The 25687-nt window shown below is 41.8% G+C and carries 28 protein-coding genes; 9 read left to right on the top strand and 19 right to left on the bottom strand.

Annotated elements, in window-relative coordinates:
• Positions 1-59: 59 nt before the first annotated feature.
• Complete coding sequence (locus BLR93_RS12795) at positions 60-935, top strand: DegV family protein (protein ID WP_093215229.1); 876 nt, start codon at positions 60-62, stop codon at positions 933-935.
• Between the two features lie 105 nt (positions 936-1040).
• Here BLR93_RS12795 and BLR93_RS12790 read toward each other — a convergent pair whose 3' ends face one another.
• The 8 genes from BLR93_RS12790 to BLR93_RS12760 all read right to left on the bottom strand — a co-directional run bounded on the left by BLR93_RS12790 (position 1041) and on the right by BLR93_RS12760 (position 7820).
• A complete protein-coding gene (locus BLR93_RS12790) occupies positions 1041-2519 on the bottom strand; it encodes an MFS transporter (RefSeq protein ID WP_245690146.1) in 1479 nt (492 codons plus the stop codon).
• Positions 2494-3222 carry an alpha/beta hydrolase gene (locus tag BLR93_RS12785; RefSeq protein WP_093215227.1) on the bottom strand — a complete coding sequence of 243 codons (729 nt, stop codon included), beginning with the start codon at positions 3220-3222 and terminating at the stop codon, positions 2494-2496. The genes BLR93_RS12790 and BLR93_RS12785 overlap by 26 nt, the downstream gene beginning before the upstream one ends.
• A 127-nt stretch (positions 3223-3349) precedes the next feature.
• Entirely contained in the window at positions 3350-3709 is a 360-nt protein-coding gene (locus BLR93_RS12780; protein ID WP_093215224.1) for a YppG family protein, read from the bottom strand.
• Positions 3710-3894: 185 nt separating this feature from the next.
• On the bottom strand, positions 3895-4182 hold the full coding sequence (locus BLR93_RS12775; protein ID WP_093215222.1) for a glutaredoxin family protein: 288 nt from the start codon (positions 4180-4182) through the stop codon (positions 3895-3897).
• A gap of 160 nt (positions 4183-4342) precedes the next feature.
• Positions 4343-4972 (bottom strand): SDR family oxidoreductase, encoded by a 630-nt coding sequence (locus tag BLR93_RS12770; RefSeq protein ID WP_093215219.1) that lies wholly within the window; start codon positions 4970-4972, stop codon positions 4343-4345.
• Positions 4973-5055: 83 nt separating this feature from the next.
• Complete coding sequence (gene abc-f, locus BLR93_RS12765; protein ID WP_093215216.1) at positions 5056-6900, bottom strand: ribosomal protection-like ABC-F family protein; 1845 nt, start codon at positions 6898-6900, stop codon at positions 5056-5058.
• Positions 6901-7177: 277 nt separating this feature from the next.
• Entirely contained in the window at positions 7178-7291 is a 114-nt protein-coding gene (locus tag BLR93_RS18395; protein WP_281241710.1) for an RAxF-45 family protein, read from the bottom strand.
• A gap of 55 nt (positions 7292-7346) precedes the next feature.
• Entirely contained in the window at positions 7347-7820 is a 474-nt protein-coding gene (locus BLR93_RS12760) for a MarR family winged helix-turn-helix transcriptional regulator (protein WP_093215214.1), read from the bottom strand.
• Between the two features lie 155 nt (positions 7821-7975).
• Between BLR93_RS12760 and BLR93_RS12755 the strand changes: the two genes are divergently transcribed.
• Positions 7976-8587 carry a class I SAM-dependent methyltransferase gene (locus BLR93_RS12755; protein WP_093215211.1) on the top strand — a complete coding sequence of 204 codons (612 nt, stop codon included), beginning with the start codon at positions 7976-7978 and terminating at the stop codon, positions 8585-8587.
• Between the two features lie 58 nt (positions 8588-8645).
• Here the strand turns inward: BLR93_RS12755 and BLR93_RS12750 are convergent, their stop codons facing one another.
• On the bottom strand, positions 8646-9077 hold the full coding sequence (locus BLR93_RS12750; protein WP_093215209.1) for a cupredoxin domain-containing protein: 432 nt from the start codon (positions 9075-9077) through the stop codon (positions 8646-8648).
• A gap of 65 nt (positions 9078-9142) precedes the next feature.
• Positions 9143-10063, bottom strand: coding sequence for a YegS/Rv2252/BmrU family lipid kinase (locus BLR93_RS12745; protein ID WP_093215206.1), 921 nt, complete (start codon positions 10061-10063; stop codon positions 9143-9145).
• A gap of 244 nt (positions 10064-10307) precedes the next feature.
• Between BLR93_RS12745 and BLR93_RS12740 the strand changes: the two genes are divergently transcribed.
• The gene (locus tag BLR93_RS12740) at positions 10308-10991 is read left to right on the top strand and encodes a hypothetical protein (RefSeq protein WP_093215204.1); all 684 of its coding nucleotides are present in this window, start codon (positions 10308-10310) and stop codon (positions 10989-10991) included.
• A 2-nt stretch (positions 10992-10993) separates the two neighbouring features.
• Positions 10994-12229, top strand: coding sequence for an efflux RND transporter periplasmic adaptor subunit (locus BLR93_RS12735; protein WP_093215201.1), 1236 nt, complete (start codon positions 10994-10996; stop codon positions 12227-12229).
• A 117-nt stretch (positions 12230-12346) separates the two neighbouring features.
• Here BLR93_RS12735 and BLR93_RS12730 read toward each other — a convergent pair whose 3' ends face one another.
• The 4 genes from BLR93_RS12730 to BLR93_RS12715 all read right to left on the bottom strand — a co-directional run bounded on the left by BLR93_RS12730 (position 12347) and on the right by BLR93_RS12715 (position 15652).
• Positions 12347-12853, bottom strand: a complete 507-nt coding sequence (locus tag BLR93_RS12730) for a GNAT family N-acetyltransferase (RefSeq protein ID WP_093215199.1) — start codon at positions 12851-12853, stop codon at positions 12347-12349.
• 73 nt (positions 12854-12926) lie between these two features.
• Positions 12927-13247 carry a thioredoxin family protein gene (locus BLR93_RS12725; RefSeq protein WP_093215196.1) on the bottom strand — a complete coding sequence of 107 codons (321 nt, stop codon included), beginning with the start codon at positions 13245-13247 and terminating at the stop codon, positions 12927-12929.
• A gap of 68 nt (positions 13248-13315) precedes the next feature.
• Complete coding sequence (locus BLR93_RS12720) at positions 13316-14131, bottom strand: DUF368 domain-containing protein (protein ID WP_093215194.1); 816 nt, start codon at positions 14129-14131, stop codon at positions 13316-13318.
• A gap of 306 nt (positions 14132-14437) precedes the next feature.
• The gene (locus BLR93_RS12715; protein ID WP_093215191.1) at positions 14438-15652 is read right to left on the bottom strand and encodes a CapA family protein; all 1215 of its coding nucleotides are present in this window, start codon (positions 15650-15652) and stop codon (positions 14438-14440) included.
• A 268-nt stretch (positions 15653-15920) separates the two neighbouring features.
• On the opposite strand from BLR93_RS12715, the gene BLR93_RS12710 reads away from it, so the two are divergent.
• Both BLR93_RS12710 and BLR93_RS12705 read left to right on the top strand, forming a co-directional pair.
• A complete protein-coding gene (locus tag BLR93_RS12710; protein ID WP_093215189.1) occupies positions 15921-16730 on the top strand; it encodes a DUF2935 domain-containing protein in 810 nt (269 codons plus the stop codon).
• A gap of 107 nt (positions 16731-16837) precedes the next feature.
• Complete coding sequence (locus BLR93_RS12705; RefSeq protein WP_093215187.1) at positions 16838-17344, top strand: cupin domain-containing protein; 507 nt, start codon at positions 16838-16840, stop codon at positions 17342-17344.
• Positions 17345-17416: 72 nt separating this feature from the next.
• Here BLR93_RS12705 and argS read toward each other — a convergent pair whose 3' ends face one another.
• Positions 17417-19102 (bottom strand): arginine--tRNA ligase, encoded by a 1686-nt coding sequence (argS, locus tag BLR93_RS12700; RefSeq protein ID WP_093215184.1) that lies wholly within the window; start codon positions 19100-19102, stop codon positions 17417-17419.
• A gap of 415 nt (positions 19103-19517) precedes the next feature.
• Here argS and BLR93_RS12695 point away from each other — a divergent pair, with 415 nt between their 5' ends.
• Positions 19518-19685 carry a YfhE family protein gene (locus BLR93_RS12695; RefSeq protein ID WP_093215182.1) on the top strand — a complete coding sequence of 56 codons (168 nt, stop codon included), beginning with the start codon at positions 19518-19520 and terminating at the stop codon, positions 19683-19685.
• Positions 19686-20516: 831 nt separating this feature from the next.
• On the opposite strand, the gene BLR93_RS18085 is transcribed toward BLR93_RS12695, so the two are convergent.
• A complete protein-coding gene (locus BLR93_RS18085) occupies positions 20517-20618 on the bottom strand; it encodes a putative holin-like toxin (RefSeq protein ID WP_281241709.1) in 102 nt (33 codons plus the stop codon).
• A gap of 196 nt (positions 20619-20814) precedes the next feature.
• On the opposite strand from BLR93_RS18085, the gene BLR93_RS12690 reads away from it, so the two are divergent.
• Complete coding sequence (locus tag BLR93_RS12690) at positions 20815-21513, top strand: ABC transporter ATP-binding protein (protein WP_093215180.1); 699 nt, start codon at positions 20815-20817, stop codon at positions 21511-21513.
• The gene (locus tag BLR93_RS12685; RefSeq protein ID WP_093215177.1) at positions 21503-22846 is read left to right on the top strand and encodes an ABC transporter permease; all 1344 of its coding nucleotides are present in this window, start codon (positions 21503-21505) and stop codon (positions 22844-22846) included. The genes BLR93_RS12690 and BLR93_RS12685 overlap by 11 nt, the downstream gene beginning before the upstream one ends.
• A gap of 68 nt (positions 22847-22914) precedes the next feature.
• Here BLR93_RS12685 and BLR93_RS12680 read toward each other — a convergent pair whose 3' ends face one another.
• The 3 genes from BLR93_RS12680 to BLR93_RS12670 form a co-directional block, all read right to left on the bottom strand.
• Positions 22915-23724, bottom strand: coding sequence for a ZIP family metal transporter (locus tag BLR93_RS12680; RefSeq protein WP_093215174.1), 810 nt, complete (start codon positions 23722-23724; stop codon positions 22915-22917).
• Between the two features lie 226 nt (positions 23725-23950).
• The gene (locus BLR93_RS12675) at positions 23951-24232 is read right to left on the bottom strand and encodes a YkvA family protein (protein WP_093215171.1); all 282 of its coding nucleotides are present in this window, start codon (positions 24230-24232) and stop codon (positions 23951-23953) included.
• Positions 24233-24264: 32 nt separating this feature from the next.
• On the bottom strand, positions 24265-25353 hold the full coding sequence (locus tag BLR93_RS12670; RefSeq protein ID WP_245690145.1) for a PQQ-dependent sugar dehydrogenase: 1089 nt from the start codon (positions 25351-25353) through the stop codon (positions 24265-24267).
• Positions 25354-25687: the final 334 nt, after the last annotated feature.

Genomic DNA, 25687 nt, shown 5'->3' with positions numbered 1-25687 from the left:
GATAAAGCCATGCTATAATACAAATAAATAATTACGACTATTGATCAAAAGGAGATACAATGAGAATTCAATTAATGACCGATGGTAGTTCTGATCTTTCTAAGAAAATGGTGGAGGACCTAAATGTAAAGGTCGTACCTCTTTATCTGAATTTTGGAGACACTCAATATCGGACGGGAGTCGATATTGATATACCAACCTTTAATCAAATGATAAGTGAAGCAGCAGAGCTTCCCCGCTCCGCTGCTCCGAGCCCTAATGACTTTTATGAAGCTTATAAAAAAGTAAATCCGGAAACGCCCATTTTAATGCTTAGCTTGACTAAAGGGTTAAGCAGTACCTATGCAAACGCGTTAATGGGAAGAGAAATGCTGTTACAGGAAGAACCCGGCCGGAAAATCGAAGTTATTAATACAAAAACGGCGTCCTCAGGGATTATCCTGCTCCTGCATGAAGCAAAAGACAAAATAAATGAAGGTTTTACTTTCGAGGAATTAGTGGACCACCTGCATATCAAGGTAGAACAAACAACAACCCTTTTTGTTCTAAAAACGATCGACAATTTAATTAAGGGCGGCAGATTGGATAGAGTAAAAGGGGCTCTTGCCAAGACGCTGAATATAAAACTGCTTATGAAGGCAAGCGAAGATGAGGGCGTTATCGAAGTAAGCGAAAAAGTCCGCGGAGATAAAAAATCGATCCGACGATTTATCGAACAAATTGGCGAATACACAAAAAACGTGGAAGACAAATTAATTGCGATGACCCATTGCAATGCTGAAGACCGAGCCAGAAAAGTATTAGGAGATATTAAAAGCAAATATCCCTTTAAAGATGCCGTTGTGGCAGAAATGGGTCCGTTAATTTCCACCTATGCCGGAGAAGGCGGACTGGTTATCGCCTTTTTCAAAGATAAAAACCAGACAAACACATAAAATATCTGATTTGGCAAAACAGCACGCCCCAGGGCGTGCTGTTTTATTCTTTCCTCTAGGAGGAAAATGCTATTCGCTTTTGAAAGTGCGGTCGTTTCCGCTTTCTTAGTCTGGGTAGGTGGGTTGGGGGGCGAATAATGCTAGTATCCCTGCAGTGACGGGAAGCAGTAACATGACGAGTAATATCTCCTGATAGCCACCAAACCAGTCATAAAATAAACCAAAAGGCAGTGGGCCGAATGCTGAAGAAACGACCATACACGTTTGAGCTAACCCTTTAATACTGCCCAAATGCTCTCTTCCAAAATAATTCGGCCACACAATACTCAATGTAATTCTTTCGAAGCCATTTACGATTCCCCACATCACCCCAAAAATGATTGCCATTACTGCTGAATTGGTGAACAGTAAAATAACTAATGAAATGATATGTCCCAGGAAGGTTACTGCCAAAATATAATGGACAGATATCCTATCTACTAAGTATCCGACAATAAAGCTGACCGGGAACCCGAAGATAGCCATTAACGACAGAATTAAAGCCGCTGTTTCTGGTGACAACCCTTTCCCATCAGCGATAGAAACAATATGAAAGGTGACGCCGGTATTAACTAAAGCAGGAACACTAACCGCGAATAAAATAAACCAGAAAGTCCTAGTCCTCATCGCTTCCTTTAGCGTCCAGTTCACCTCATTTTCCTCTATATTGGGATTTACCGGAGAGCTTCTGTCGTCCCTTTTTTTGTTTAAATAACGGACAAATAAACTAACAGCTGGTGTGATAACTAATACGATAACTGCCCAAAGAGTGATTGCGCTCATCCAGCTGTATCTATTAATCAACCAAACACTTATAATCAGCAAAAGTCCAGCTAAGACAATCCAAAACACCTTAGTCCGGGCTGCATCCATAAAGCTCCAGTGTCTTTGGCGGGCTTTCCTATTATCGCCATCGGGAACCTCTCCAATATCTTTAGGCTGATTTCGCACAAATAATATGGCAAGCGGAACAAAAACGGCGACTAGCAGTATTCCCCAAAACACCCAAGCCGCTCTCCACCCCATTTGATCAATGAGCCACGTATTTAATGGAGGAAATAAAGCCGGGCTTGCAAAACCTCCGATTGTCATCAAGCTTAACGCTCTGCCCCGCTTGGCCCGGAACCACTGAGGAACCAGCGTATTGGGGAGCAGTGTCATTGAACCTTGACCAAATAAGCGAAGTAAAAAAATACCGATAAACATCATTATCGCCCCTGTTAAAAGGGCATTCCAAAAACATGCAACAGCCAGCATAGATGCCACGACTGCCATCATTGCCCTTTGGCCAAACCTGTCTACTAATCGGCCGACAAGGAATAACGTAAAACCGGCACAAAGTGTAGCAGTAGAGTATATACCAGATACATAAGAACGCGAGTAATCAAAATCAGCTATATAATGATCAATGAAAATAGAAATAGAATAGGTTTGTCCAGGACCAGAAAAAAACACACTCAGACCTGCGACAAAAACAATAATCCACCCATAAAAAAATGGCGGATTAACCAAAGGTAAATCATTGGATGGTGGCTTCAACTTCAACTTTATCTAAATCCCCTCTGTCACTAGTTAAAAAAGAATAGACAGCTTGCGCCAGCTCCTCCTTTTCCTCTCCAAGGCAAATATGATGCTTAGAATTATCATATAAAATAAGCTGAGTCTCCGAAGATATTTCTTTATCAAGATAGTGCAGTGTTTTATAAGGAACCATACTGTCCTGCCGTCCCTGGGCAATCATTACCGGGCAATTGATTTTTCCAAGGTATGGCCGCGCGAATCGTACACACTTTTGGAATTCCAGCATGGAAGTAAGTGGCACTGAGCCTAATTTCCAACGGTAGTTACTATATAAAGGATCATCTTTCAACTTCCCTTTGATTCCTTTCACTGCAAAACCGGCCAACTCCACCCCCATCTGCTTAAAGCTTAAATATTTCCCTGCAGGAGAAAGCAGTGCAAGTTTACTTACATCATATTTCGCAGCCAGATAACTGGCAATCATACCGCCCATCGAAAAGCCGATCAAATATATTTCATCACAAATCCGCGTTAGTTTTTCCAATTCCTGCTCAGCAGCAGTGACCCATTGTTCATAGGTAACTCCTTTGAGATCCAAGTGTTCGCCGTGACCAGGCAAACAAGGAACCTCCACTTGCCAATCAGTGCTCTTTTTTAAATGCTCGGCCACAGGCTCCACTTCATATGGTCCGCCCGTATAGCCATGAATACATAAACAGCCAATCATCTTGGTGCTCCTTTTTAATTTTATTATTGAGGATTACTTATTTATACCCCTTTTCAGACATAATAATCGCACGGTGTTTGATTACAAAAAGGAAGATCCTTGCTCATCACATGGCAAGGATCCCCTTCTATTTTATGCCTTTTATAAAAGAGCCGACTCCCTTAAACAACGGAGCGACTTGCTGGACCGTATTTGCCATCTGTCCTACCGTCGTTAACATTTTATCAATATCCACCTGGCCATTTTTATCCTGAAAATAATGAATGAAACCATTTACCGGTTGTAATCCGCCAGGCCCTCCGTGCGGATAATGAGGAGCCCACGGGGCAGGGTGGGGAGGTTTCATCAACTGTTCATAGGGCGTACCGGCAGCTGGATATACTGGCGGCTGCGGATAGGTGGAATTAGGAGGATACTGATTGACCGGCTGGATGGGTGGATGATAGCTGTAATCATACAAAGGCTGCGGCGCTCTCCAATTTCTCATATGAACACCTCTTTAATATGTTTTATTATAATTTATGCATTCCACCCAAAAAAGGTTAAGTAAAGCAGAACATTCTAAATATCGATCAGTTAAGACATCCACTTTGGCTACTTCTTTCTGCCGGCATCCAGTTTTCTAAATCAGCGTAAAAAAAACAAGCATGAAGGTTTAATTCACACTTGAGTTTATTGCCTTTTAAAGTGAAGTTTACTGCCCTTGTAAAAAGTAGAACCTGTGTCAATCCCGAGGGCTTGTTTCAGTTTGTTTTTTTGAAAACCTAATATTTTTAAATCGTCGACAAAAACGGCTGGTGTACCGTAAACCTTCTGATGCTGCAGCTCTTGGATAAACTGTTTGTTTTGGGAAATATTCTTTTCTGTATATTCGACTTCCCAATTTTCTAAATGGGATAATACCTTGTCACACTGGGAGCAATCTTCACTTACGTAGACCACTACATTCTGCTTAGTCATCGGTGTACCTCCTGGGTAATATTATCTAATTCATACGACCTACGACATTTACTTACTAGCCTTTTCCCTACTATATACCCATTGCGCAGAGAAATAAACGAATATATTAAATTTTATTAACAATTACAATACTTTTTTGTTAAAAAGCCTTTACAAGCAATTAATATGCAAGAATTTCCCCTATTTTATCAGCACCTCGAACAAGGTCAAAACTTTGGTTTTCCGCTCGTGGAATACTCGCTAAATATACCAAAACAAAAGCTACATCCTGACGGGGAATCGTTCCGTCTGCCTTGATTGTATGCTGGAGAAGCACCTTGCCCGTACCTTCCTCGTTTGTCAAACCGCCCGGCCGCACAATCGTATAATTCAATCCGGAGTCTTTCAGGTATTCATCGGCACGATGTTTTGCCAACAAGTATGCTTTCATTGGCGGGAACCTTTCCGGATCATCAGCATACCTAGAACTTAAAAGCACAAAACGCTTGATACCAAATCTTTTTGCCAAATCAATTGATTTAATTGCTCCTTCCTGGTCAATAATCAACGTTTTATCAGTGCCAGTATGCGGTCCTGAACCAGCCGCAAAAATAACTTTATCTATTCCATAAAAAGCATGGTCGAAGCTCTCTTCCAAGTTGCCAAGTACCGTTTTAACCCCCATTTCTTCAAAAAAAGGAACTTGGTCGGTATCTCTGACCATTGCTACAGGTTCGTCCTCTGTTTCCTTTAGCGCCTTAACAATGTGTCTGCCCACTTTTCCGTTGGCACCTATCACTAACACCTTCATCTGAAACGCCTCCTATTCACTCAATGCTATAATTATCATCCCACAAAAGCGTTCCGCTAAAACATCCCGAAATTAGTACCTGGTTACGTTTGTTGTTCGTTTAACCACTTGGCATAGTATGCCTCCAGACGTTCCTCCAATTGTTTCTTGGCTAGCCTTACTTGCTCTGGATCTCCAGCTTGTTGGCGCTCTTCCAATTTTGCGAGTCTGTCCTCCAGCTCGATAATCCTCTTTTCATAGTCAATGTGGCTCACAGGCTTTTTCTTTGTCTGTTTATCAAAAGCACTCTTGCTGCTATGACTGTCTATTTTCTTTAATGCTTCCCATTTATCCCTTGTCACCTGATAATTACCTGGATAACGGTGGAGCTTGCCATCATAAAGATACGCCGTCTCCGAGAAGCATTTATTTAAAAAATATCTATCATGGGAAATGCAAAGCACCGTTCCATCATAATGGTCAAGCGCTTCCTCCAGAACTTCCTGTGAATCAATATCCAAATGGTTAGTAGGTTCATCTAAAAAAAGCACATTGACTCCTTTATACATAAAGACAGCCAGCTTTAGTCTCATACTCTCGCCGCCGCTCAGTTGCCCTAACTTTTTAAATACGGAAAAACCATAAAACATAAACTTTGCCAGAATATGACGGCTCTTCTCTTCTGTCACTCTTACTTCCTCGCGAAAGTAATCAATTAACTGTTTATCATGGTTTTCCTCGAGAAAAGGGTGTTGAGAGAGATAGCCGATTTCCAATTGTGTGCCTGAATGAACTGTTCCTGAATCTGGCGGGAAAATTCCCAGCAATATGTTTACCAATGTCGATTTCCCGCTGCCATTGTCACCGACAACGGCCAGCCTATCCTGGTAGCGGAGGTGGAGGTCAAGTTCCTTTAGGACCTGTCTGCTTCCAAATCGCTTAGTTATCGATTCTGCCCTGATTACATCTTTGCCGGTGCGGTGATCGGCACCGAGGTCCAGTTTCATTTTAACTGGATCAATTACCGGTTTATCGAGTTTTTCCATACGCTCCAATGCCCGCTCCATATTTCTCGCCCGTTTATGAAGCCCTTCATTGGGCGGGTTGGCCTGATTCGCCCAGAGCTTTAAACGTTTGATTGCCTCTTTCATTTTCTTGATTTTTTTCTGCTGTTCCTGGAAAGCGGCAAACTCGTTTAGCAATTTTTCTTCTTTTTGCTGGACAAATGCCGAATAATTGCCAGCGTAATAAGTGATTTCCCCATTTTCTAAATCTGCAATCTTTCCGATGCAATTATCTAAAAAGCTGCGATCATGAGAAATGATGCAGACAGCACCTTGATACTGGCAGATATAATCTTCCAGCCACTCGATTGCGCTTAGGTCAAGGTGATTGGTTGGTTCATCCAGTAACAGTAAGTCGGGATTCTGCAATAATATTTTTGCTAATCCAGCTTTGGTTTTTTCACCGCCGCTCAAGGAAGAGAAGGGCTGCTCCAACAGGTGTCCAATTTGTAATCCATTGGCTATTTTATCGATTTGTGCATCTATTTCATAGCCGCCGGCTGCCGTGAATCTCTCTTGCATTTCACCGTAATCTTTTAAAATTTTATCGATGCGGGAAGAACTTTGCATCTCCATCTCTAGCTCGCTCATTCTTGCTTTTAATTGAATGATGTCTTCCATACTGGACAGTAAATACTTCTTCATTGTCCCGGTAAATCCTAAAGGCATCTGTTCCAAATATCCAACCTTCGTCCCTTTTTTAATATAAATATCGCCTTGTTCATACTCTTCTATTTTAGTGATTAATTTAAAAATAGTCGTTTTACCGCTGCCATTTCGTCCTACCAGCCCGAGTTTTTCTCCTGGTTTTACTTCAAAGCAAAGCTTATCAAAAATCATGTTGCCTCCGATGATTTTTTTAATATCCTTTAAGGTTACTAACATGGCCAAAACTCCTCTTTATTTTAATTTTTTCCAGCTTAAAAAAGCGCAAAAAGCCAGGAGTATCTTTACCCCTGGCTAATCATGGTTTATTTCAATCAGTGGAACCAATAGGAATGTCCAGTCCTATCCATCCCCTCCTGGTCCGATGAACCACAGCATCCGAAGCCGAGATTCAGCTATCACACAAGCAATAAAAAAATCCACACGTGGGGTGTGGATCAAGCTGGACTGATTGATAAAAAATGTATGTTCAGGTATAAGATCCTACACAGAGTCATTATTTAGTTGCTAAAAAGGGCATACGTATCCCGTCAGCAGCTAAATCATGAATAATTGCACGGTACATATACAGTGAAATTGTACTTGCCGCGTGCTTCTCTGTGTATAGCATCTTATTCCCTCCTTTTTCGTACGTAAGTTCATTCTCTTTAAGTATAATAAATTTTCTAACTTTTATCCAGCTTTAATTTTTCTGCATACGTACCGAGCTGCTTTAAAAGATTAATTGCTGTTTGTTTCTCTTCTTCCGTCAAACCGGCAGTGATTTTCTCGATTTGCGCCCAATGATCAGGAAAAATGTCATGAAGAAGTTCTCTTCCACTGTCGGTGATGGCCGCATAAGTTATACGCCGGTCGGTAACAGAAGGTTTCCTTGCCAAATATCCCTTCTTCTCTAATTTATCAACCACATACGTAATACTTCCACTCGCCAGTAAAATCTTATCACCTATCTTTTGTAATGTGTGATCGCCTTGATGAAAAAGCAGCTCCAAGACGCCAAACTCCGTGGGGTTCAGCCCCTTCTTCCTGATATCGATTTCAACTTGGTCTGTGATAGATCGATAAGCTTTCGATAAAACCACAAAAAGCTTCAGTGAAGGATCTTGCTTTTTTTCAGCATATTCATTATTTTGATCCATGTCAGTTCATCCTCTTTAATATCTCTCAAATTAAAAATAGTATAGTAGAAAGATGAAATTGCTGTCAAATCACGCTTGCTTTTATAGCAACCTTGGTCCTCCGTTCTTTTCTATGGCATAATGAATAGAGAAATTCATAGAAAGCGGTGGGCAAGTTGGTTTTAGACACAGGAGAACGAGTCATCCCTGAATACATGAAACCTATGAACAAGTTACTGTTAGAACATATTGCGAGATACCAGTTCGCTTTATATTATGTAAGTGGAAGAGTTTTGGATTTATCATGCGGGGCAGGTTACGGCACACATATGATAGCCAAAGAAAAAAAACAGGATATAACGGAAGTTGTTGGTGTTGACATTGATGAGGAAATCATTTCCTACGCACAAGCAACGTATTACCACCCGCAGTCTTCCTTTGTAGCAGCCAATGCCACAGATGAACGTTTAATCGGCCAGATAGGCAGCTTTGATACGATCATCAGCTTTGAGACGTTGGAACATATTGAAGAGGAAGAACATCTACTGGAAAACTATTATCGCCTATTGAACCCAGGAGGGTCTTTACTCGTTTCCACTCCGTTTGGAGATGGGAGAGGGGTGCCTTGTGGATCGCCATTTCATATCCATCAATTAACGCCTGACGAGTTTCGCTCCTTATTTACTGACTATGCGGAAACAGAGTTTTTTTATCAAAAAGGAGTACTTATCGAGCCGCCTCGGCCGGCAGTGAAGTATCCGTTAGGTATAGCCGTTTGTAAGAAGTAAACAAAAAAAGAATTTCCGGATAAAAAAGTCCGGAAATTCTTTTTAGAATGCACTAGCTTTATTGAACGACTAACGTTGATTTCATATTGGCATGGCCTTCCCCGCAAGGGACACTGCAATAAATTTCATACTCTCCTGGCTCTTCCGGAGTAAATGTAGCTGTTCCCTCTTCTTCAATATTTACGTCGAATTCATCAATCGCAAGGCCGTGCATGCCTTCCTCGCTTGTTAGGTTAATAGTTACTTCTTCTCCGCTTTGTACTGTATATTCCTCTTGGTCAAATTCAAAATCTGTTGCAGCAATATCAAGCGTATTATCGGCTTCAGAGCTTTCCGGGCTTTCCGACGACTCGTCACCGCCTGTTGTTTGTTCTGTTTGGTTTTGCTCGTTCTCCTGCTTCGTCTCTCCAGATTCATCATCACTGCCGCCGCAAGCTGCCAGTAGTAATAGAAGACTTAGCATTAACACCATAAGTATGCTTTTTCTCATGTTGAATCCTCCTCCAAAATGTCTCTTTTTTTAACGCACTTGTCTATATCTCATTTAAAGCTTTGTTAAACATGAAAATTATTTTTTCCATAACTATCCACGAACACCATCTTTAAATAAGCAGGCAGTACCTGTATCGATGCAGGTGTTGATCCATGAATTTCTCCATCCATATCAATTTCTCGTTCTTCTGTTGATTCCACTACTATTTGCTCTGCTTGTAAATGGGAAAGTTCGGTCAATGCATCGGGATCGACGTCCCCTTGATTTATCAACATCAATTCCTTAAACATGGTCAGGCTCGAATTTTTCACTATTAATAAATCTAATTTTCCATCTTGAACATCAATTGAATGAACAGGGATTTCCTGTGTTCCAAGAAATTTACCGTTTAATATCATAATTAAAACAGCTTCACCCTGCTTTTCCTCGCCGCCTGCCGTTACTTTATAAGTGAAAGGAACTGCCTGGTTAATCGTCCTCAATGTGCTTAGAAAATAACTTAATACACCAAAACGGTTTTTTTGCTCCCTATCAATATTCACAGAAGTTTCCGTGACAAGCCCGATTCCCCAGAAATTCAAGAAATATCGGTCATTCGAATGGCCGATATCAACCGCTCTTACTTGCCCATTGACAAGTGCTCTTGCCGCTTGATTTAAATTTTGCGGCATCCCCAGCATCCTGCTGAAATCATTGCAGGTCCCTCCTGGCAATACTGCAAGCGCCGGTCGCTTTTTCAATGAAGCAATAGCATTCACACATTCATGAACCGTGCCATCACCACCAAGGATAATGATAATATCGACGCTGTCGGCATAATGCTTACAAGTTTCCTGCAAATGCGATAAGCTTTTGGTTTGTACGACATATAACCGCTCTATATCTTTTGCCAAAACTGGCACTGTTTGGCTAAGTTTTTGCTCCATTTCCTCTTTTTTCTGGTTTCCGTTAAATAAAAACAATGCTTTGTCGATTTTATTCATTGATTGTCACTCACTTTCCACTTCTCTTTCCATTCTTCCATTCCTTTATGACGAGAAAACCAAACGGTTATTTTAAAACTTCTTATTCCAAACAAAGACCGGAAAGACAATTAATTTTCGTGTGGGAATATTATTTATCTATAAAGAAGCAGTAAGACTTTCACCGAATTTTGTAAATCTGTTAGAATTTTTTGGAAAGTTAAGATAGAATAATAGAATAATCTATCTTACAGGGGATGACTCCATGGTTTATCATAGCAATTTATTCAAGTTGTTCTTACATACAGAAGACCACCTCTTTAGAATTCAAGAGGCTGAAAAAATCACTAACATTTACAAACTAATTCTTTCGCTCCTCGGGTTGACTATCCTTTTATATGGATGGACCGGTTGGCTGGGAATAGGTTCAGATCCATTGTCTAATCATGTTCAAGATTTATCACCAGTTGATTATGAATTAACAAAAGTTTGGTTTATGGCAGGGAAATCAGTTTATGCCCTATTATTTGGTTTATTTGTTTTATTCATACCCACTCTTTTATTTCGGTTTGCTTATCAAATCCATTACCAAAAATTGTTGATTATGCAGTTATCCGTTTTGTTTATCATGCTGCTTGAAAGGCTGCTCTGGATTCCTTTGTTCCTATACGCTGGATTAGAGTGGTATGTGTCTCCGTTATCGTTTGGCATTATCGCTTCCTACGTCACGGACATTCCTTTCTTCATTTATTTTTTTGGTGCGATTTCTCTTTTTCAATTATGGATTATCGGCTTTCAAGTGAAATTTATATCCCGGCTTTCAAGGGTTCGAAAACGGTGGGTATGGACAGGCGTTATCTTACTTCATGTTTTCTATTGGCTGATTACAGCTATCATATCCTCTGATGGTCTTTATCTCGTTCGTCTAATAACGGAAGGAGGAATATAATCATGCTGAAAAAAAGGATTTTGCTTTTATCGGCAGCCTTGTTGACCGTTATTAATATTGTGCTACTCGTGATTGATACAGATGACGAAGTTGCCAGAATCTCTTATATTAAAGATTGGTCGCAAATCTTTCCTCACGATTTATATGAAACAACAATAGCCGCTGGAGTAGTGGCGCCTGTAGAGCATACTCCGGTATATTTCGATGCTGAACAAGGGCAGTTCTCCCAATTTCTTGTCCAGAAGGGAGATCAAGTAAAGCAAGGAGACAGCTTGTATGAGTTTCATGTAAGGGATTACCAGCGTACAGAAAAGCAGCTTCAACAAGATGGAGACAAATTAGCCGCAGAAATTTCTGCAATCCAACGTTCGATAACGGAAATTTCCGCTTATCAAGTTTCAGAAGCTTCTGTCCTGCCGCCTGTGTTGGAAAATGATGATCAGCCGGAAGCTGAACCGCCTTCCTATGAGGAAATAGAATACTTAAAAGAACAATACATCACCGAAAAGGAGTTAGAGCTTGCGAGCAAACAAGCAGAACTCGATTCTATAGAAGCTCAACAAGCAGAGCTGGCTTCCGGCGGTGATCTCATCACTGTTGAAAGTCCAGTTGCCGGCACGGTTACAGACGTTAAAGAAACCTTAAAAAATCCAGTTATTTCGATTGCCAGCGAAGAGTTCCGGATAGAGGGGGAACTGACAGAAAGCCAGCGAAAGGTGGTTGAATCTGGCATGGAAGTAAATATCTCCTTGCAGGATCCAGCGATACAAACAGAAGGAACGGTCGAAGCAATCGAAGACATTCCTGAACAAATAGACACTGAAAAAACCAGTAAATACGGGCTTCACGTGCAACTGGAAGAAACAGAAGATCCTTTGTTAGCAGGCTATCACGCCAATATGGAAATCATTACAGACCAGGCACTGAAAACCCCGACGGTGTTCACTAGGCAGCTTGATAGAGAGGGATTATCGCCCTCTCTCTGGATCATGAATCAGGATGGAACCCTTGAGCTGAGGCCTATCGAGCTTGGCCTTAGCATGGATATATATCAAGAGATTGAGTCAGGGGCAGAAAGCGGCGAATGGATTGCCGACCATCAAGACGTGAAACTTTATCATGGCACTAAATTTATTACTCCTATCAAGGAAAATCTTGTGCCGTGGAGAAAAATTCTTCATCAAGAAAAAGGCTCTTTTAAGAAAGCAGCTTTTTTAACTGGGATTGCTTCCCGGTAGGAAAGTTTCGGCTATTGATTAGGGAATAGAGCCTAATCGCTGTGATGCATGTACACTTTACGAGGGGAGGCAGAAGATTCAATCCTTATCTTCTGCCCTTCTAAACTACACTCCTGTTTAATTCGATGAAGCCAATAGTTTGTCATAATAATAAAGCGAATCCGCTTTTTCTTGTACAGGTCTTGCTTGGACATAATGATAGCCGTTCGCCCTGAATAGTTTTTGGGCAGCCATATTTTTGGCAAACGTGTCTGTTTTTAAATAGTTTAGCTTCTTTTCGCGGGCTACTTTTTCTGCGTATTGATACAATGCACTAGCCATTCCTTTGCCGCGGCATATCGGGTCAATAGCAACTCTCTTAATGGTCAGAGCCTTTTGAGAGCTGCGCCAGTTAATCAACGGGTATTCGTCATGCTCCTTTTCACTGATGGCAGCAGTGCCTGCTATCAGGCCGCTCTGTATGATTACGTATAGTTCGCCGTTCTCCATATCGGATAGATAATGCGATTCTAACGGGTAATCTTCACTCCATTGAAAGTTTCCCTGCTCATTCATAACCTTGACAGAAGCTTTGACGATTTCCATAATCCTGTTTAAATCAGCTTTTTCCGCCAATCTTATCAATAAAACCAACCCCTATGTACTAATTTTTGCTATTAAAAAACCCCGCCGCTTTAGCGACAAGGCTCTCAACATGTTAACCTAGCTGTTGCCCTAGAAACTCTTCTACTTGCTCAGGAGTTTTGGTATTCGCGCTGTGCTGGTGGGCAAGTTTTTCGCCATTTTGGAAAATCAACAAGCTCGGTATCCCCATTACTTCATGCTCTTCGGCAATTCCACTGACTTCATCATTATTAATCTGATACCACTTATACTGCTTATATTCCTCAAGTATCTCACCGATGAACATATCCATTCGCTTACAATCCGGACACCAATCCGCATAAAATTTAATAATGACTGGTTCTGCAGAATTTATAATATCATTAAATTGATCATGTGTTTTAATCTCTTCCATTATCAACATCTCCTTTCTTTTGCAATAAAACTACCATTCGTCTTTCATATATTCAAGTTTTCCGCCTGTTACGATTTATATTCAAACCTCCCAAGCGTAACAGCTGAAACCAAACCCGCGGCAAAAGTAATAATACAAGCCAATAGGCTTGGCCAATTTTGCGGCCAGCCTGGAAAAATGACAACCACCGATCCAATCACAAGGCCTATCACCAGAGCATAGGTTCCGATAGGATACTTCGCTAAAAAGTAATGAATCAGCTTACTCATAATAATAATCCCAAGCACGATACCTATACCAACTACCGCAATAATATCTAATTGCAAATTCGATATCCCATTAATAACTGTTGTATAAGCACCGATAATTAAAAGAATGAATGAACCACTGATTCCCGGAAGTATCATCGCACTGCTGGCAATAAACCCAGCAAAAAACAAAAACAGATAGGAACCGATGTCCAACTGCTCAATTGGTCCTGATTCCTCTAATTGAAAGAATACCATTGAAGCGACAAGCAATGCACCTATCAACAGCAGCAATACATGTCTGGCTGAAAATGAATGCCTGGCATCAGCCTTACTGAATAAAAACGGCAATACACCGATAATGAGGCCCAGAAAGAAAAACTGAGTTGGGCCTGGATGGTTTTCGAACAACCACTCAATAAGATTGGCTAAAGCGAGAACGGAAATAACTACACCTATCCCTAAAGGAATCAGGAAACCTAAATGTTTTTTCCAATCCTTGCTGAGAAAGCCATTGATAGCAGTAATAAGTTCATCATAGATACCAAGAATTACCGCGATTGTTCCTCCGCTGACACCGGGTACTACATCACTAGCACCCATCAGCATGCCCCGGTAAATATTTTTCCATTTCATCATAAGCTCTCCTTTAAACGGCCATTTTATATACAGCATTCATCATATCAAAAAAAGGAGATTTTTACATAAAAAATTTCCTTCACACCGCGTTTACTTATCCTGCTTAGCAGCAGCAAGTGTAATAATCCTATGTCGTGGGATGATTTTTATGAACCTAAATAAAATGGAGGGAGTACCATAGTCCATGTTGATATGCTGATCGGTACCCCGGAAGCGGGAAAAGCTTTTCCGGAAAATAGTTAGCGCCGCAAAATAAAGACTTGGATTCCCAAGTCTTTAGATAAACTGCTTAAGTTAACAAAGTTATTCTTCAATAAATTTCAATTCAGGTACCCATTGAGACATATGGTCTTTGACTTGCTGATAATGAAGCTGGGCATCGGCTAATTCGTTGTTTGTTAATTGATACATTGGTAATACCTTGAAATTTTTCCAGCCTGTGAATTTCACATACGTAGGCAAGAACCGGGGAGCTGTCACCTCGAAGTCTTGTCCGCCTTTTGCTTGTTCCTCGTCCATTTTTTCGATATCGAATTTCAATATTCCGCCGATCTGATTGTAAAACTCGTCTTGCCCAGATAGAAAATTGCCTAACGAATAAGCAGCAAATGTACGATTGCCATCTTTTCCTTCCACCCAATCGACCGGCTGCAGTACATGGGGGTGGTGGCCAATTACAGCATGTACATGGTGGTCAGCAGCTAACTGTACGAGTTCTTTCTGCTCCTTGCTCGGCATATCCTGATACTCCGTACCAAAGTGATAGCTCAAAATAATCACGTCGGCAAGCTCCTTCGCGCTCTCTATATCTTCGACAATTTTTTGTTTATCAATATAATTAACCAGGTAATCCTTCCCCTCAGGCACTGGGATACCGTTTGTCCCGTAAGTATAGCTTAAAAAAGCGACATTTATATCTGCTTCGGTACTCAGGACGCGTATGTTAGCACTATCTTCTTTACTCTTATAAGCTCCTGTGTACCTCATATCAATATCTTCCCAGTGGCTGATCGCACTCTGAATAGCTTCCTCCCCCCTATCAAGGGTATGGTTGTTGGCGATGGTTACAATATCGACCCCGACTTCTTTCAGCGCATTTCCTACTTCATATGGGCTATTAAAGCTCGGATAATCAGATAAACCAACGTCAGCTCCGCCAATCATCGTTTCCTGGTTAGCCATTGTGATCGAAGTATCTCCCAGATATGGCTTGACCTTTTCGAACATCGGCAAAAAATCGTAGCCTTCCTTTGTTTTCGCATCATTGTAGACAGAGGCATGGACCAATATATCACCAATTGCAGTAATGCTTAACTTCTGGCTTTCTTGCTTCTGCTCCTGTGAAGCATTTTCTTTTGCTGAATCGTCAGCCGCTTTATTTTCCTCAGATGCAGATGTATCATTTCCCATGTTGGCCGGGGAGGTTTCTGTTTCTGCCCCATTCTCCTGCTGGTTGCAAGCAAATAACGACAACAGGAAAAGGATACTGGCAGCTAGTATAATTTTTCGTTTAATCATAGGGGAGAACTCCTTTATACAGTAAAGCTATTATAATTCATAATGTGAAATAAACAGACAATAATATACATCTACTGCCAGTCTAATTTATTTTGTCTATAATTGCCACTTTCTACCGAAATCTCCCTACTGGAGGCCCGGAGCTGTCCATCCTTATCAGTCCCAGCATCTACAAGGCAGAGGATTGCTTGTTCTCGAAAAGGGAGTGATATTATGCACTTGGTTGAATACACTTAATTGATATCTTACTATAAGGGAGATGTGTTTTTTGAGTGATTTTATTAAAAGTGCTTCGTTTGAACATCGCTTCTGGCTGCAGGTTTTAGGAGACCACTCTCGCTTTATCCGCGATTCGCTCTATCCCTCCGAAACCGGAGATATTCGGAAGGCCCGATCGTTTGTGGAAACGTTCGACCAGCTCCTGCAACAAACGGACGCGCTGACCAGCACAAACGTGATAGCTTTTACTAAGCAAGCAGAAACGGCCGTCGACCAAATGAAGGACTTCAAACTATCGATTATTAAACGGCATTTAACCGGAAAAATTGGTATTCACTTGACTCCTACCTTTATCAATCACATGGTAAATGAATTGGAAGAGTACCAGCTTGTGATCAGCTTTTTAAAGCAAGGAGAAGAACCTCCGATCTTTCATGAGCTCCATCACCATCTAGTTTGGCTTGTAGATGCTTCCGGCCATGCTGGGGCAATTAATGACAATTTAGATGGAGTAGAGAAACGCTTGAAGAAAAAAAGCAAAAACTTCAGCAAACATTTTGACCAGTTTTACCTGAAAGCGATAGAGCTCACGGGGTATTTGCGTGCCAATCTTGATTCTTTTCCAGCCCTCAGCAAGTTTAATAGCGATGTCCAAGTCGAAATCAATTTATTCAAAACCTTCTTACATGAGCTGGAAGAAATGGAACTGTCTGAAACAGTGCTTGGGACTTTTTCGGGATTGATGGCTGATCATATGTTCCGCGAGGAATGCTACTATTTAACCAAGTTAGCTGAAGCTTCTAACACTTCATCGCCTAATTGCAATCCTGCTGCTCCCCGAACGCTCGATCCTTATTAAAGCATGGGAGTATCCTGTCTTCCACAATCGATACCTGTCATATAGATACTTTCCTAGGTTTCGTGACTCCTTTTTAGTGGAATAAGTTAAGCTGAAGGAGTGATCACATGCCAGGAGAAAGGATTGCCACATTTATATTTGCTGACGATGGCAGGATTCCCAACAATCAAGACTTACCATTATTAGTTTACCCTCAAGTTTTGCTAGATAGAATTGTCGATTGTGAAATGATTTTTAACGGTAATAATTGGAAGAACAGCTGGACAGGAAGTGTATTTGATTACCATCATTTTCACAGTAATACCCACGAGGTTTTAGGAGTAATCAGCGGACACGCCACCTTAACATTCGGAGGCGAAAGAGGAAAAGACCTCAAGGTTGCTGCTGGAGACGTTGTAGTGATTCCGGCAGGTGTCGGCCATAAAAAGGTAGAAGCGAGCAATGACTTCAAAGTTGTCGGCGCTTATCCGGAAGGACGCGGGCATGATTTGCTGACCGGAAAACCAGAAGAAAGAGACCAGGCCCTTAAAAACATAAAAGAATTGCCTATCCCGAACAAGGATCCTGTATTTGCAGAAGATGGGCCGCTGCTGGAATTATGGATGAAAAACTGAGCTCTAGCAGGATGCACATCCATAAATAAATGGCTGACCGCCGAACACAGACGGAAAGCCATTTATTAGCCTCTACATTTCAGGCGGTGAATCCACCCCGAGCAGCCGAAGCCCTTCCTTTAACACTACCGAAGCAGCGTATGTCAGGGAGAGTCGTGAATATTTATGTTTCCCTTCCTCGAGAATACGCTTGTTTGCATAAAATTTATTGAATTCCTGAGCTAAATCAATGACATACTTGGCGATTTTGGAAGGATCATCATTTTCTGCTGCTTTGTTAATCGTATTGGGAAATTCAGCAAGCACCTTCACCACTGGCCAAGCTTCTTCTTCACAGACCAACGTTTCTCCAGTCAATTGAAAGTTGCCCTTTCTTAACAGCGAGCACGCCCTTGCATAGGTGTATTGGACATACGGCCCTGTTTCCCCTTCAACCCGCAGCATATCCTTAAGCGAAAACTCTATATCGTTGTTGCGGTGATTTTTTAAATCATGAAAGACTACCGCGCCAACTCCAACAGACTTGGCCACCGATTGTTTATCAGCCAGATCAGGGTTTTTAGCTTCAATGTTTTTGGACGCCAATTCCATCGATTCCTTTAAAACTTCTTCAAGTAAAACGACCTTCCCTTTTCTAGTTGATAATTTTTTACCATCTTTTAACACCATCCCGAACGATATATGGCGGATATCCTTCCACCAGGAGTACCCCATCTTTTTTAAAACAGCGGATAACTGGTTAAAGTGGAGGCTTTGCTCATTGCCGACTACGTATAAAGACTTTGCAAAATGATACCTTTCCTTACGATAAACTGCTGCCGCCAAATCCCTTGTTGCATATAGTGTTGCTCCATCTGACTTTTTAATTAAACAAGGCGGCATCCCGGCTTCAATTAATTGGACGACTTGCGCTCCCGCAGACTTTGACAGCAAGTTTTTTGCCGACAAGACATCCACGATTCTTTCCATTTTATCGTTGAAGAAGGCTTCTCCTTCAGTTGAGTCAAAATAGACACCAAGCAGCTCATATATTTTGTTGAATTCCTGGAGAGATTCCTCCCGAAACCATTTCCACAATTGCAAGGCTTCCGAATCACCATCTTCCAGTTTTTTAAACCACTCTCTGCCTTCTTCAATCAGCTCGGGGAATGCCTCAGATTCATGGTGGAATCTTACATACAATGCAAGCAGCTCCTTTATGGGGTCCCTGCTAACTTGCTCCTTACTTCCCCATCTTTTGTAAGCAGCAATTAACTTACCGAATTGTGTTCCCCAGTCACCGAGATGGTTAATCCGTACGGCAGTATAGCCTCGCTTTTCAGCCAGTAATGCTAAAGAATTACCAATCACCGTCGACCGCAAGTGGCCCAGTGAAAACGGCTTCGCGATATTGGGGGAAGACATATCAATAGTAATCACTTCTCCCTGTCCTGCTACGCTGGCTCCATAGTCTTGTTGTTTGTCAAAAATTTCACCAATTACTTCATTGGCTGTCTGCTGCTTATTCAAAAAAACATTAACATACGGACCGACGGCCTCTACCTTTTCAAAGGACTCTTTGTTCATTGATTCAGCCGCCTGCCGGGCAATCAGTCCGGGACTTTTTCTTAAGTGCTGTGCCATAGTGAAGCATGGAAAAGCCAAGTCCCCATGGTCTCTCTGTTTAGGCACTTCGATCAACTGCAATATCTCTTCCTTATCCATATACCCTTCAAAAACGGCTTGTAAGTTTGCTGCAAACATATTTTTGTTTTTCATCATCATTACTCCTTAGCATAATTAATTACCAATAAAAAAACCCCCGTCTCTTTCGTAAAAGAGACGAGAGTATCATTCCCGCGGTACCACTCTAAATTGTTCGATCCTGAACCAGCTTATTTGGGATATCGGCCATTAACCGGCTGTTCCTACTATTCGTTCAGAACCGCTGTCGAGAAAGTCCGTTTCCTGCATCCTTCCGCATTGGGCTTTCACCATCCCCAACTCGCTTTTAGCTTCCAGTATGAGTACTCTCTTTCTCTTCGACTATGTATAGATATTAACTCTATTATAGAGAAATGAAGCAATAATTCAAGTTATTAAATAAAAGATCTGTATTTTTTCAGTTTTAGAACATTCATGCCGGGTATACTTTTTACAGTAACACCCAAATCCAAGCGAAAGGATGAGACAAATGGCAAGAAAAACACAGTATCAGCCTATTAAAGGAGACGGGGTTCAATTATCGGATGCACAAGAGGTTCACTACGCAAGAGAATTTAAACATGCAGATATTGCAGGCGGCTATCGCCGTGCTAAAGTGAGAGAAGCAAAAAGCGAAAATCCTGATTTATTAAAATAATTATTTATTCCTGGCAAGGATATTAGATAAAGAATTTGGGACAAAAGGATAGTGGCTAAAGCAAAAGTCGAACGATGATTCGAAGTCTTAACATTCGAACTCGTTCGATTTTTCTTTGCTCCTGTTTCATATAACCTGCCGCCCTAGTGACGACTCTATTTCTTCCTTCGAACAAGTTTCAGTGGTTCACTTGCCCGGCAGAATACTCGCTCCCCGTGAGTACGGCCTCAGCCTCCCCGAAAATAAAGGAGCCGTTTCTGCGTACGCTGAGTCGCTGCCGAAGCGTTCCTTGTCCCAGAAGCAGAAACGGCTTCTCCCGGGGGGATCAGACTCGTGCTGTCCCCCTGATGTCTGCGTATTCTGAGTTGAAAACAGTACGCAGGCTTTAAGCGGAGGAAATTCACGGAGACTCCTGCGGGAGGAAAGGCCTCGGTGAGACCCCGCAGAGCGCAAGCTCGAGGAGGCTCACCAGCCGCCCGCGGAAAGCGTAGTGTATTTCCGCAGCGCTATACTAGCGCTTTTCCGATAATATGAAGAAAACACCTACTGTTACATCGCCACTTATACCCACTGCGTATTCAATACGGCGGCCGCAAATGTAATGCTTCCAATGCCTCTGGCAAGATACGGTTCGGCGATGCTGCATTTTCGCAAAAAAATTAGTAATATTATTGCCATTTTTATAAATTCTTACGTAAAATGTGGTATCATAATAAGAGATAACATATATGAAACCGGCCGCAGCTGCAACTGCGGCCGATAGATAAGCTTGTTCCCTTCAGGGGAGCAGCCATGATTGCATAGACCTCTCACTATCGTCGGCAGGGAGGTCTATTTTTTATTTGTTAATTTTATTACCAACGTGAACAGCGCGATTAAAAAGGTTCCGAATGTGAACATTACCATAAAAACCTCAAACGTATCCACGGCCATCACCCCCATTCACCCCGTATTGGGGAGCTGGCCGACCCTCCCTGCATGGAAAAGCCTATCTTATCGATAGTATAACACAAAACCGAACAAACGTTCCCTTATTGATAAAAAACCAGACTTTTTTCTTATATGTTGTAGTAGAATCTGGATTTTTTCCGTCTACATATTGAAAAAGTTTACTAAGGGGGACAGACGATTGATAACAGTAAAAAACTTATACCACCAATTTGAGCTCGGCAAGAAAGGAAATAAAACAACGCTTCCCGTTTTAGAGGATATTTCTTTCCGGATACAAGAAAAAGAAATCGTAGCAATTAAAGGGAGGAGCGGATCTGGGAAATCTACCTTACTTAATCTCATTAGTGGATTTATCCGGCCTACACAAGGAGAGATTTGGATTAATGGGACAAACGTAACCGAACTAAATGAAACAGACTTTGCGGAATTTCGTTTACAATATATTGGCTTTATCTTTCAAAACTTTCAACTTATCCCAAGCATGACTGCATTTCAAAATATTGAGCTGCCATTAATATTAAAGGGCACACCTGCTTCCGCAAGGCAAAAGATAGTAGAAGAAACGTTAGAAAAAGTTGGCTTGCAAAATCACAAGGAGCATTATCCAAGTGAATTATCGGGCGGCCAGCAGCAACGTGTTAGTATCGCCCGGGCGCTTGTGCTAAATCCGCCGCTGATTTTGGCAGACGAACCTACTGGCAGCCTCGACAGCGAAACAGAAGAAAATCTACTGCATTTTATCGAACAGCTGAACAGAGATTTAGGCATCACCTTTCTGATTATTACTCATGACGAACAGGTTGCACGAATCGGAAACCGTACCATTGAAATTGCTGATGGTTCTTTGCTGGAAGGAAGTGATTCTCGTGAAATTTAAAGATCAATACCAGTTTGTCAGCCAAAATATAAAAAAAAACAAGATTAGAGTATTTATGACCGTTTTAGCAACAGCGATAGGTTGCGCATTTCTGATCGTGCTTGCGTCAGTCGGGTTCGGACTACACGATTCGATTTTAAAAGAAACAATGGAAGACAGAGCGGTAACCGAGGTGCAGGTTCATGGCCGCGAGACGGATGGCAACTATCAGCCATTAACAGATGAAGATATTGACTTTTTTGAATCTCTCGAGGGGGTAAAAGCAGTAACTAGGAACAAGCAGCTGTACCAAACACCTACTTATAAGCTAGAGGACTACCAAGCCCAAAGCAATACATTGGTTTCCCATTTTCCTTCAGAAGTAAAAGCAGGTCTCGAACTATCAGAAGGCCGCTTACCAGAGAAGGAAAATGAAGTGATTGTAGGATATAATTTTAGATCTAACTTGCTGCTTAGCGACGTTAATCAGGAAGAGCTTTACAACGATCAAGACGAACCAAAAGACAAATACCTTTATCAAGACAGCCTTATTGGAAAAGTCATGGACATGGAAGTCATTCAAATAAATGATAATCAGGAAGAAACCAAGAGCATTTCCTTAAAAATAGTAGGTGTCACGGAAAAACCCGGACGTGAATGGGAGGAAGATCGCTCGGTATATATATCCAATAGTGTGTTAAAAGAAGTAGAGGAATTTACAGGTACAGCTAGAGGAATGGTGGACAGTCCTGGGGGTGAACAACAAGGGCCTGAACTGGAAATCGGAGCTTATGATCAGGTTACCATTTATGCTACCAGTATCGAAACGGTGAAACAAGTATCTGAACAGCTAGAAACTGAAAACTATGCCTCTTACTCTGTGATAAGCGAAATGGAACAAATCAATATTTTGTTTACAATTATGAAAGCCGGCTTAATATTGATTGGTACAATTGCAGTGCTCATCGCATCTATCGGCATATATAATACAATGACAATGGCTGTGACGGAACGGGCCCCGGACATAGGAATAATGAAAGCAATCGGAGCGAAACCGAAAATCATTAAACGAATATTTGTTTTAGAAAGCAGTTTAATTGGATTAGCCGGCGCAGTCATTGGTACAATCGTTGCTTATGTCATAAGCTTCGCCGTCAACATCGGTCTTCCGCTGATCATAGAAAGTGCATTTAATGAAGAACTACCGCCAGGTCTGAAGTTTTCGATGATTCCTTGGACTTTAGTTCTTATCGCCGTCGGCATCTGTTTAGTCGTAACCATCTTATCAGGATTACGTCCAGCAAAACGCGCCACACAAATCGACGTACTAAAAGCTATGAGACGCGAAGTATAAAGAAAAGCAGCAACTTCCACCTTTTACCTAAAAAGGCTGGCCAATAAAGGCCAGCTTTTTTTACTATTCTAGCCTAAAGCAACATCCAATATCATCATGACAACGAAGCCAATCATTAAACTCATTGTGGCAAGCTGTACATGGCCCTTTTCCTGGGATCCTGGGATAACTTCTTTTGCTACTACAAATATCATAGCACCCGCCGCGAAGCTTAATGCATACGGCAAAAGCGGCTGGATAAAGACGACAGCTAATGCCCCGACGACAGCAGCCATAGGCTCTACCATTCCAGAGAGCTGGCCATAGTAAAAGCTCTTCCACTTAGACATACCCTCCCGCCGTAAAGGCATCGAGACAGCTGTTCCTTCCGGAATATTTTGAATGCCAATTCCTATTGCCAAGGCAATCGCTCCCGATAAGGAAGCAGTAGTGAATTCTGTTGATAAAGCGCCAAATGCGACACCAATCGCCAATCCTTCCGGAATATTGTGCAATGTAATCGAGAACACCAGCATTGCTGTTCGCCGTTTTGCTTTTTTGTCTTTAATATCTTTAAAATATAAACGTTCATCAATAAAAGGGATAATTCGATCAACAAGCATTAGGAACAGGCCGCCTAATATAAATCCCACAGCTGCTGGAATCGCCGGGGACAGCCCTTGCTCCTCTGCCATTGAAATAGCCGGCGCCAACAGCGACCAAAAGCTTGCGGCAATCATTACCCCTCCGGCAAAGGCCAGCATACTGTCAAACAGCTTTTGGTTGGCCCTTTTCGTAAAAAATACAAACGAAGCCCCCAGTGCCGTACTGGCCCAAGTGAATATAGTTATAACGAGTGCTTGGAAGACGGGACTTAACTCTGAAAACCAACCAGCCAATGCAGACCTCTCCTTATCTAAAATTTATCATTTTTAAAAAAAGCTCAAAGCGCTTTTTAGACGTGCACATTTTTGTTTCCCTAAGGAAAAACGCTCACTCGATAAGTGTATGCCTATGGGATAGCCAGTGTCAATTCCAGCCCACCTGGATCTTTATTGATATCCAGTGAGAAAAACTAACCCACCGCGCGCAGCAGTGGGTCTTTCCCGGAATCCCGAGGATTTTTTACGTTTTGGCTAGGCCGTGCTTCACTTTTAAAGATTCTGGAGCCATTTTAACCATTTGCTGCAATATTAATCCTGCTACAGCCACATCATCAATAACCCCAAATACTATAAGAAAATCCGGAATGATATCGAATGGGAATAGAATGTATCCGACCATCAGTAGGAGAGAAAATATTTTTGTTTTCACCTTTACTTCCTTCGAAAGGAAAAAGTCGCGTAGAAAAGGCAATGATTTTTTAAAATTAACTAAGAATTTCAACCGGCGTACAAATCTGATCATATGGAATTCTCCTTCTAAAGAGTAAAGTTTTCCTAATTTGCAGTTACGCTTTCGTTCTCCAATGAGATATATAGCAAACGGTCATCTTGCTTCCCAGGATTACCACGGCCATCTGTGTTATTAGTAATGAAATAAATGCCGTCTCCGCCGGCTAACACGTCTCTGATCCTGCCATACCCCTCTACAAGCACTTGCTGGTTTTTATTATCAGGGTTAAAGCTTCTCACCGATTCTCCCCTTAAGCTGGCAAAAATAAAATTACCTTGGTAAAAATCCATCCCAGAGGGTGCCCATGTGTCATCAGACGAGTGTAAAATCGGTGATTCCATATTTTCTGCCTGTTCGCCGCCCTCTATTTCAGGCCATCCATAATTACTGCCTGATTCAATCAAATTGATTTCATCATGTGCTTGACTTCCATGTTCCGTGGCATATAGGTTGCCCTGCTCATCCCAGGCAAGTCCCTGGTGATTCCGGTGCCCCCAACTGTAAATGAAAGAGCCGCTAAATGGGTTGTCCTCCGGAATGCTGCCATCCTGATTTATACGTAGAATACTTCCTGACAGGCTATTCCTGTCCTGCGCAGCACTTTCGTTGGTTGCATCGCCGACAGTGGCATATAGCTTATCATCCGGGCCTATCTCTAACCTTCCCCCATGATGGACACGGCCGCCTGGAATCTTATCCACAATCGTCTTTGTTTCCAGCCAGTGGTCATCCATTTCTTTGATTTCTGAAATCCGCTGAAAAACCCCCTGTTCCGTTTGGTAAGAATAGTAAGTATATGCCCGCCCCTCTTCTTCAAAATTTTTTGGAAAGGCTAAGCCAAGCAAGCCGGATTCCGGCTCGTCCGCCAGAGGAGCGTCAAGTTCCACGGGCTTCCTGTGCTGTTTTTTATCGGTAACTTCCACAATAGCGCCTGATCGTTCACTTATATAGATGCTCTCCCCAGCTTCGACAATTTCCCAAGGTTCTTCGAGCTGTTCAGCTAGGGTGTTTACTTGCTGATTTTTAATTACTGCTTGATCAGCCGGTTCGTTTTCCTCTGTCTTTTCATTTCTATCAAGACAGCCTGCAACAACTAGCAAAGTAAACATTCCTGTTAATAAGGCTTTCCTCAAGTTTTCACCCCTCGTAAAATGAACCATTTTATTAAGCAGGCCGCTCCTGCTTGTCTATGTAATTCTATTCACCCTAACAATAACCCTTTTATAGCAAAGTCAAACAGTGTGGACATAAGGGTGTTGAGGAGCATCTTCTTTCACGTATGGAAAAGAAAAAAACAGCTGTGTTTAACAAGGACCTGAAAAAGTCCTCTTTAACCTAAAGGGCTGTCAAAGTTTGTTGTTAATTCCACTGAAGTTAGACGAAAAGCGGTCTGTATGGAAATTAAACCCCACACAGACCGCTTTTTTAAAATTCTACCTATCATAGAGCTTCCGTTTTTCAGTGCCC

The sequence above is a fragment of the Sediminibacillus albus genome, assembly GCF_900101125.1.
Classification (GTDB): Bacteria; Bacillota; Bacilli; order Bacillales; family Amphibacillaceae; genus Sediminibacillus; species Sediminibacillus albus.
This window is presented reverse-complemented; position numbering and strand designations above follow the sequence as displayed.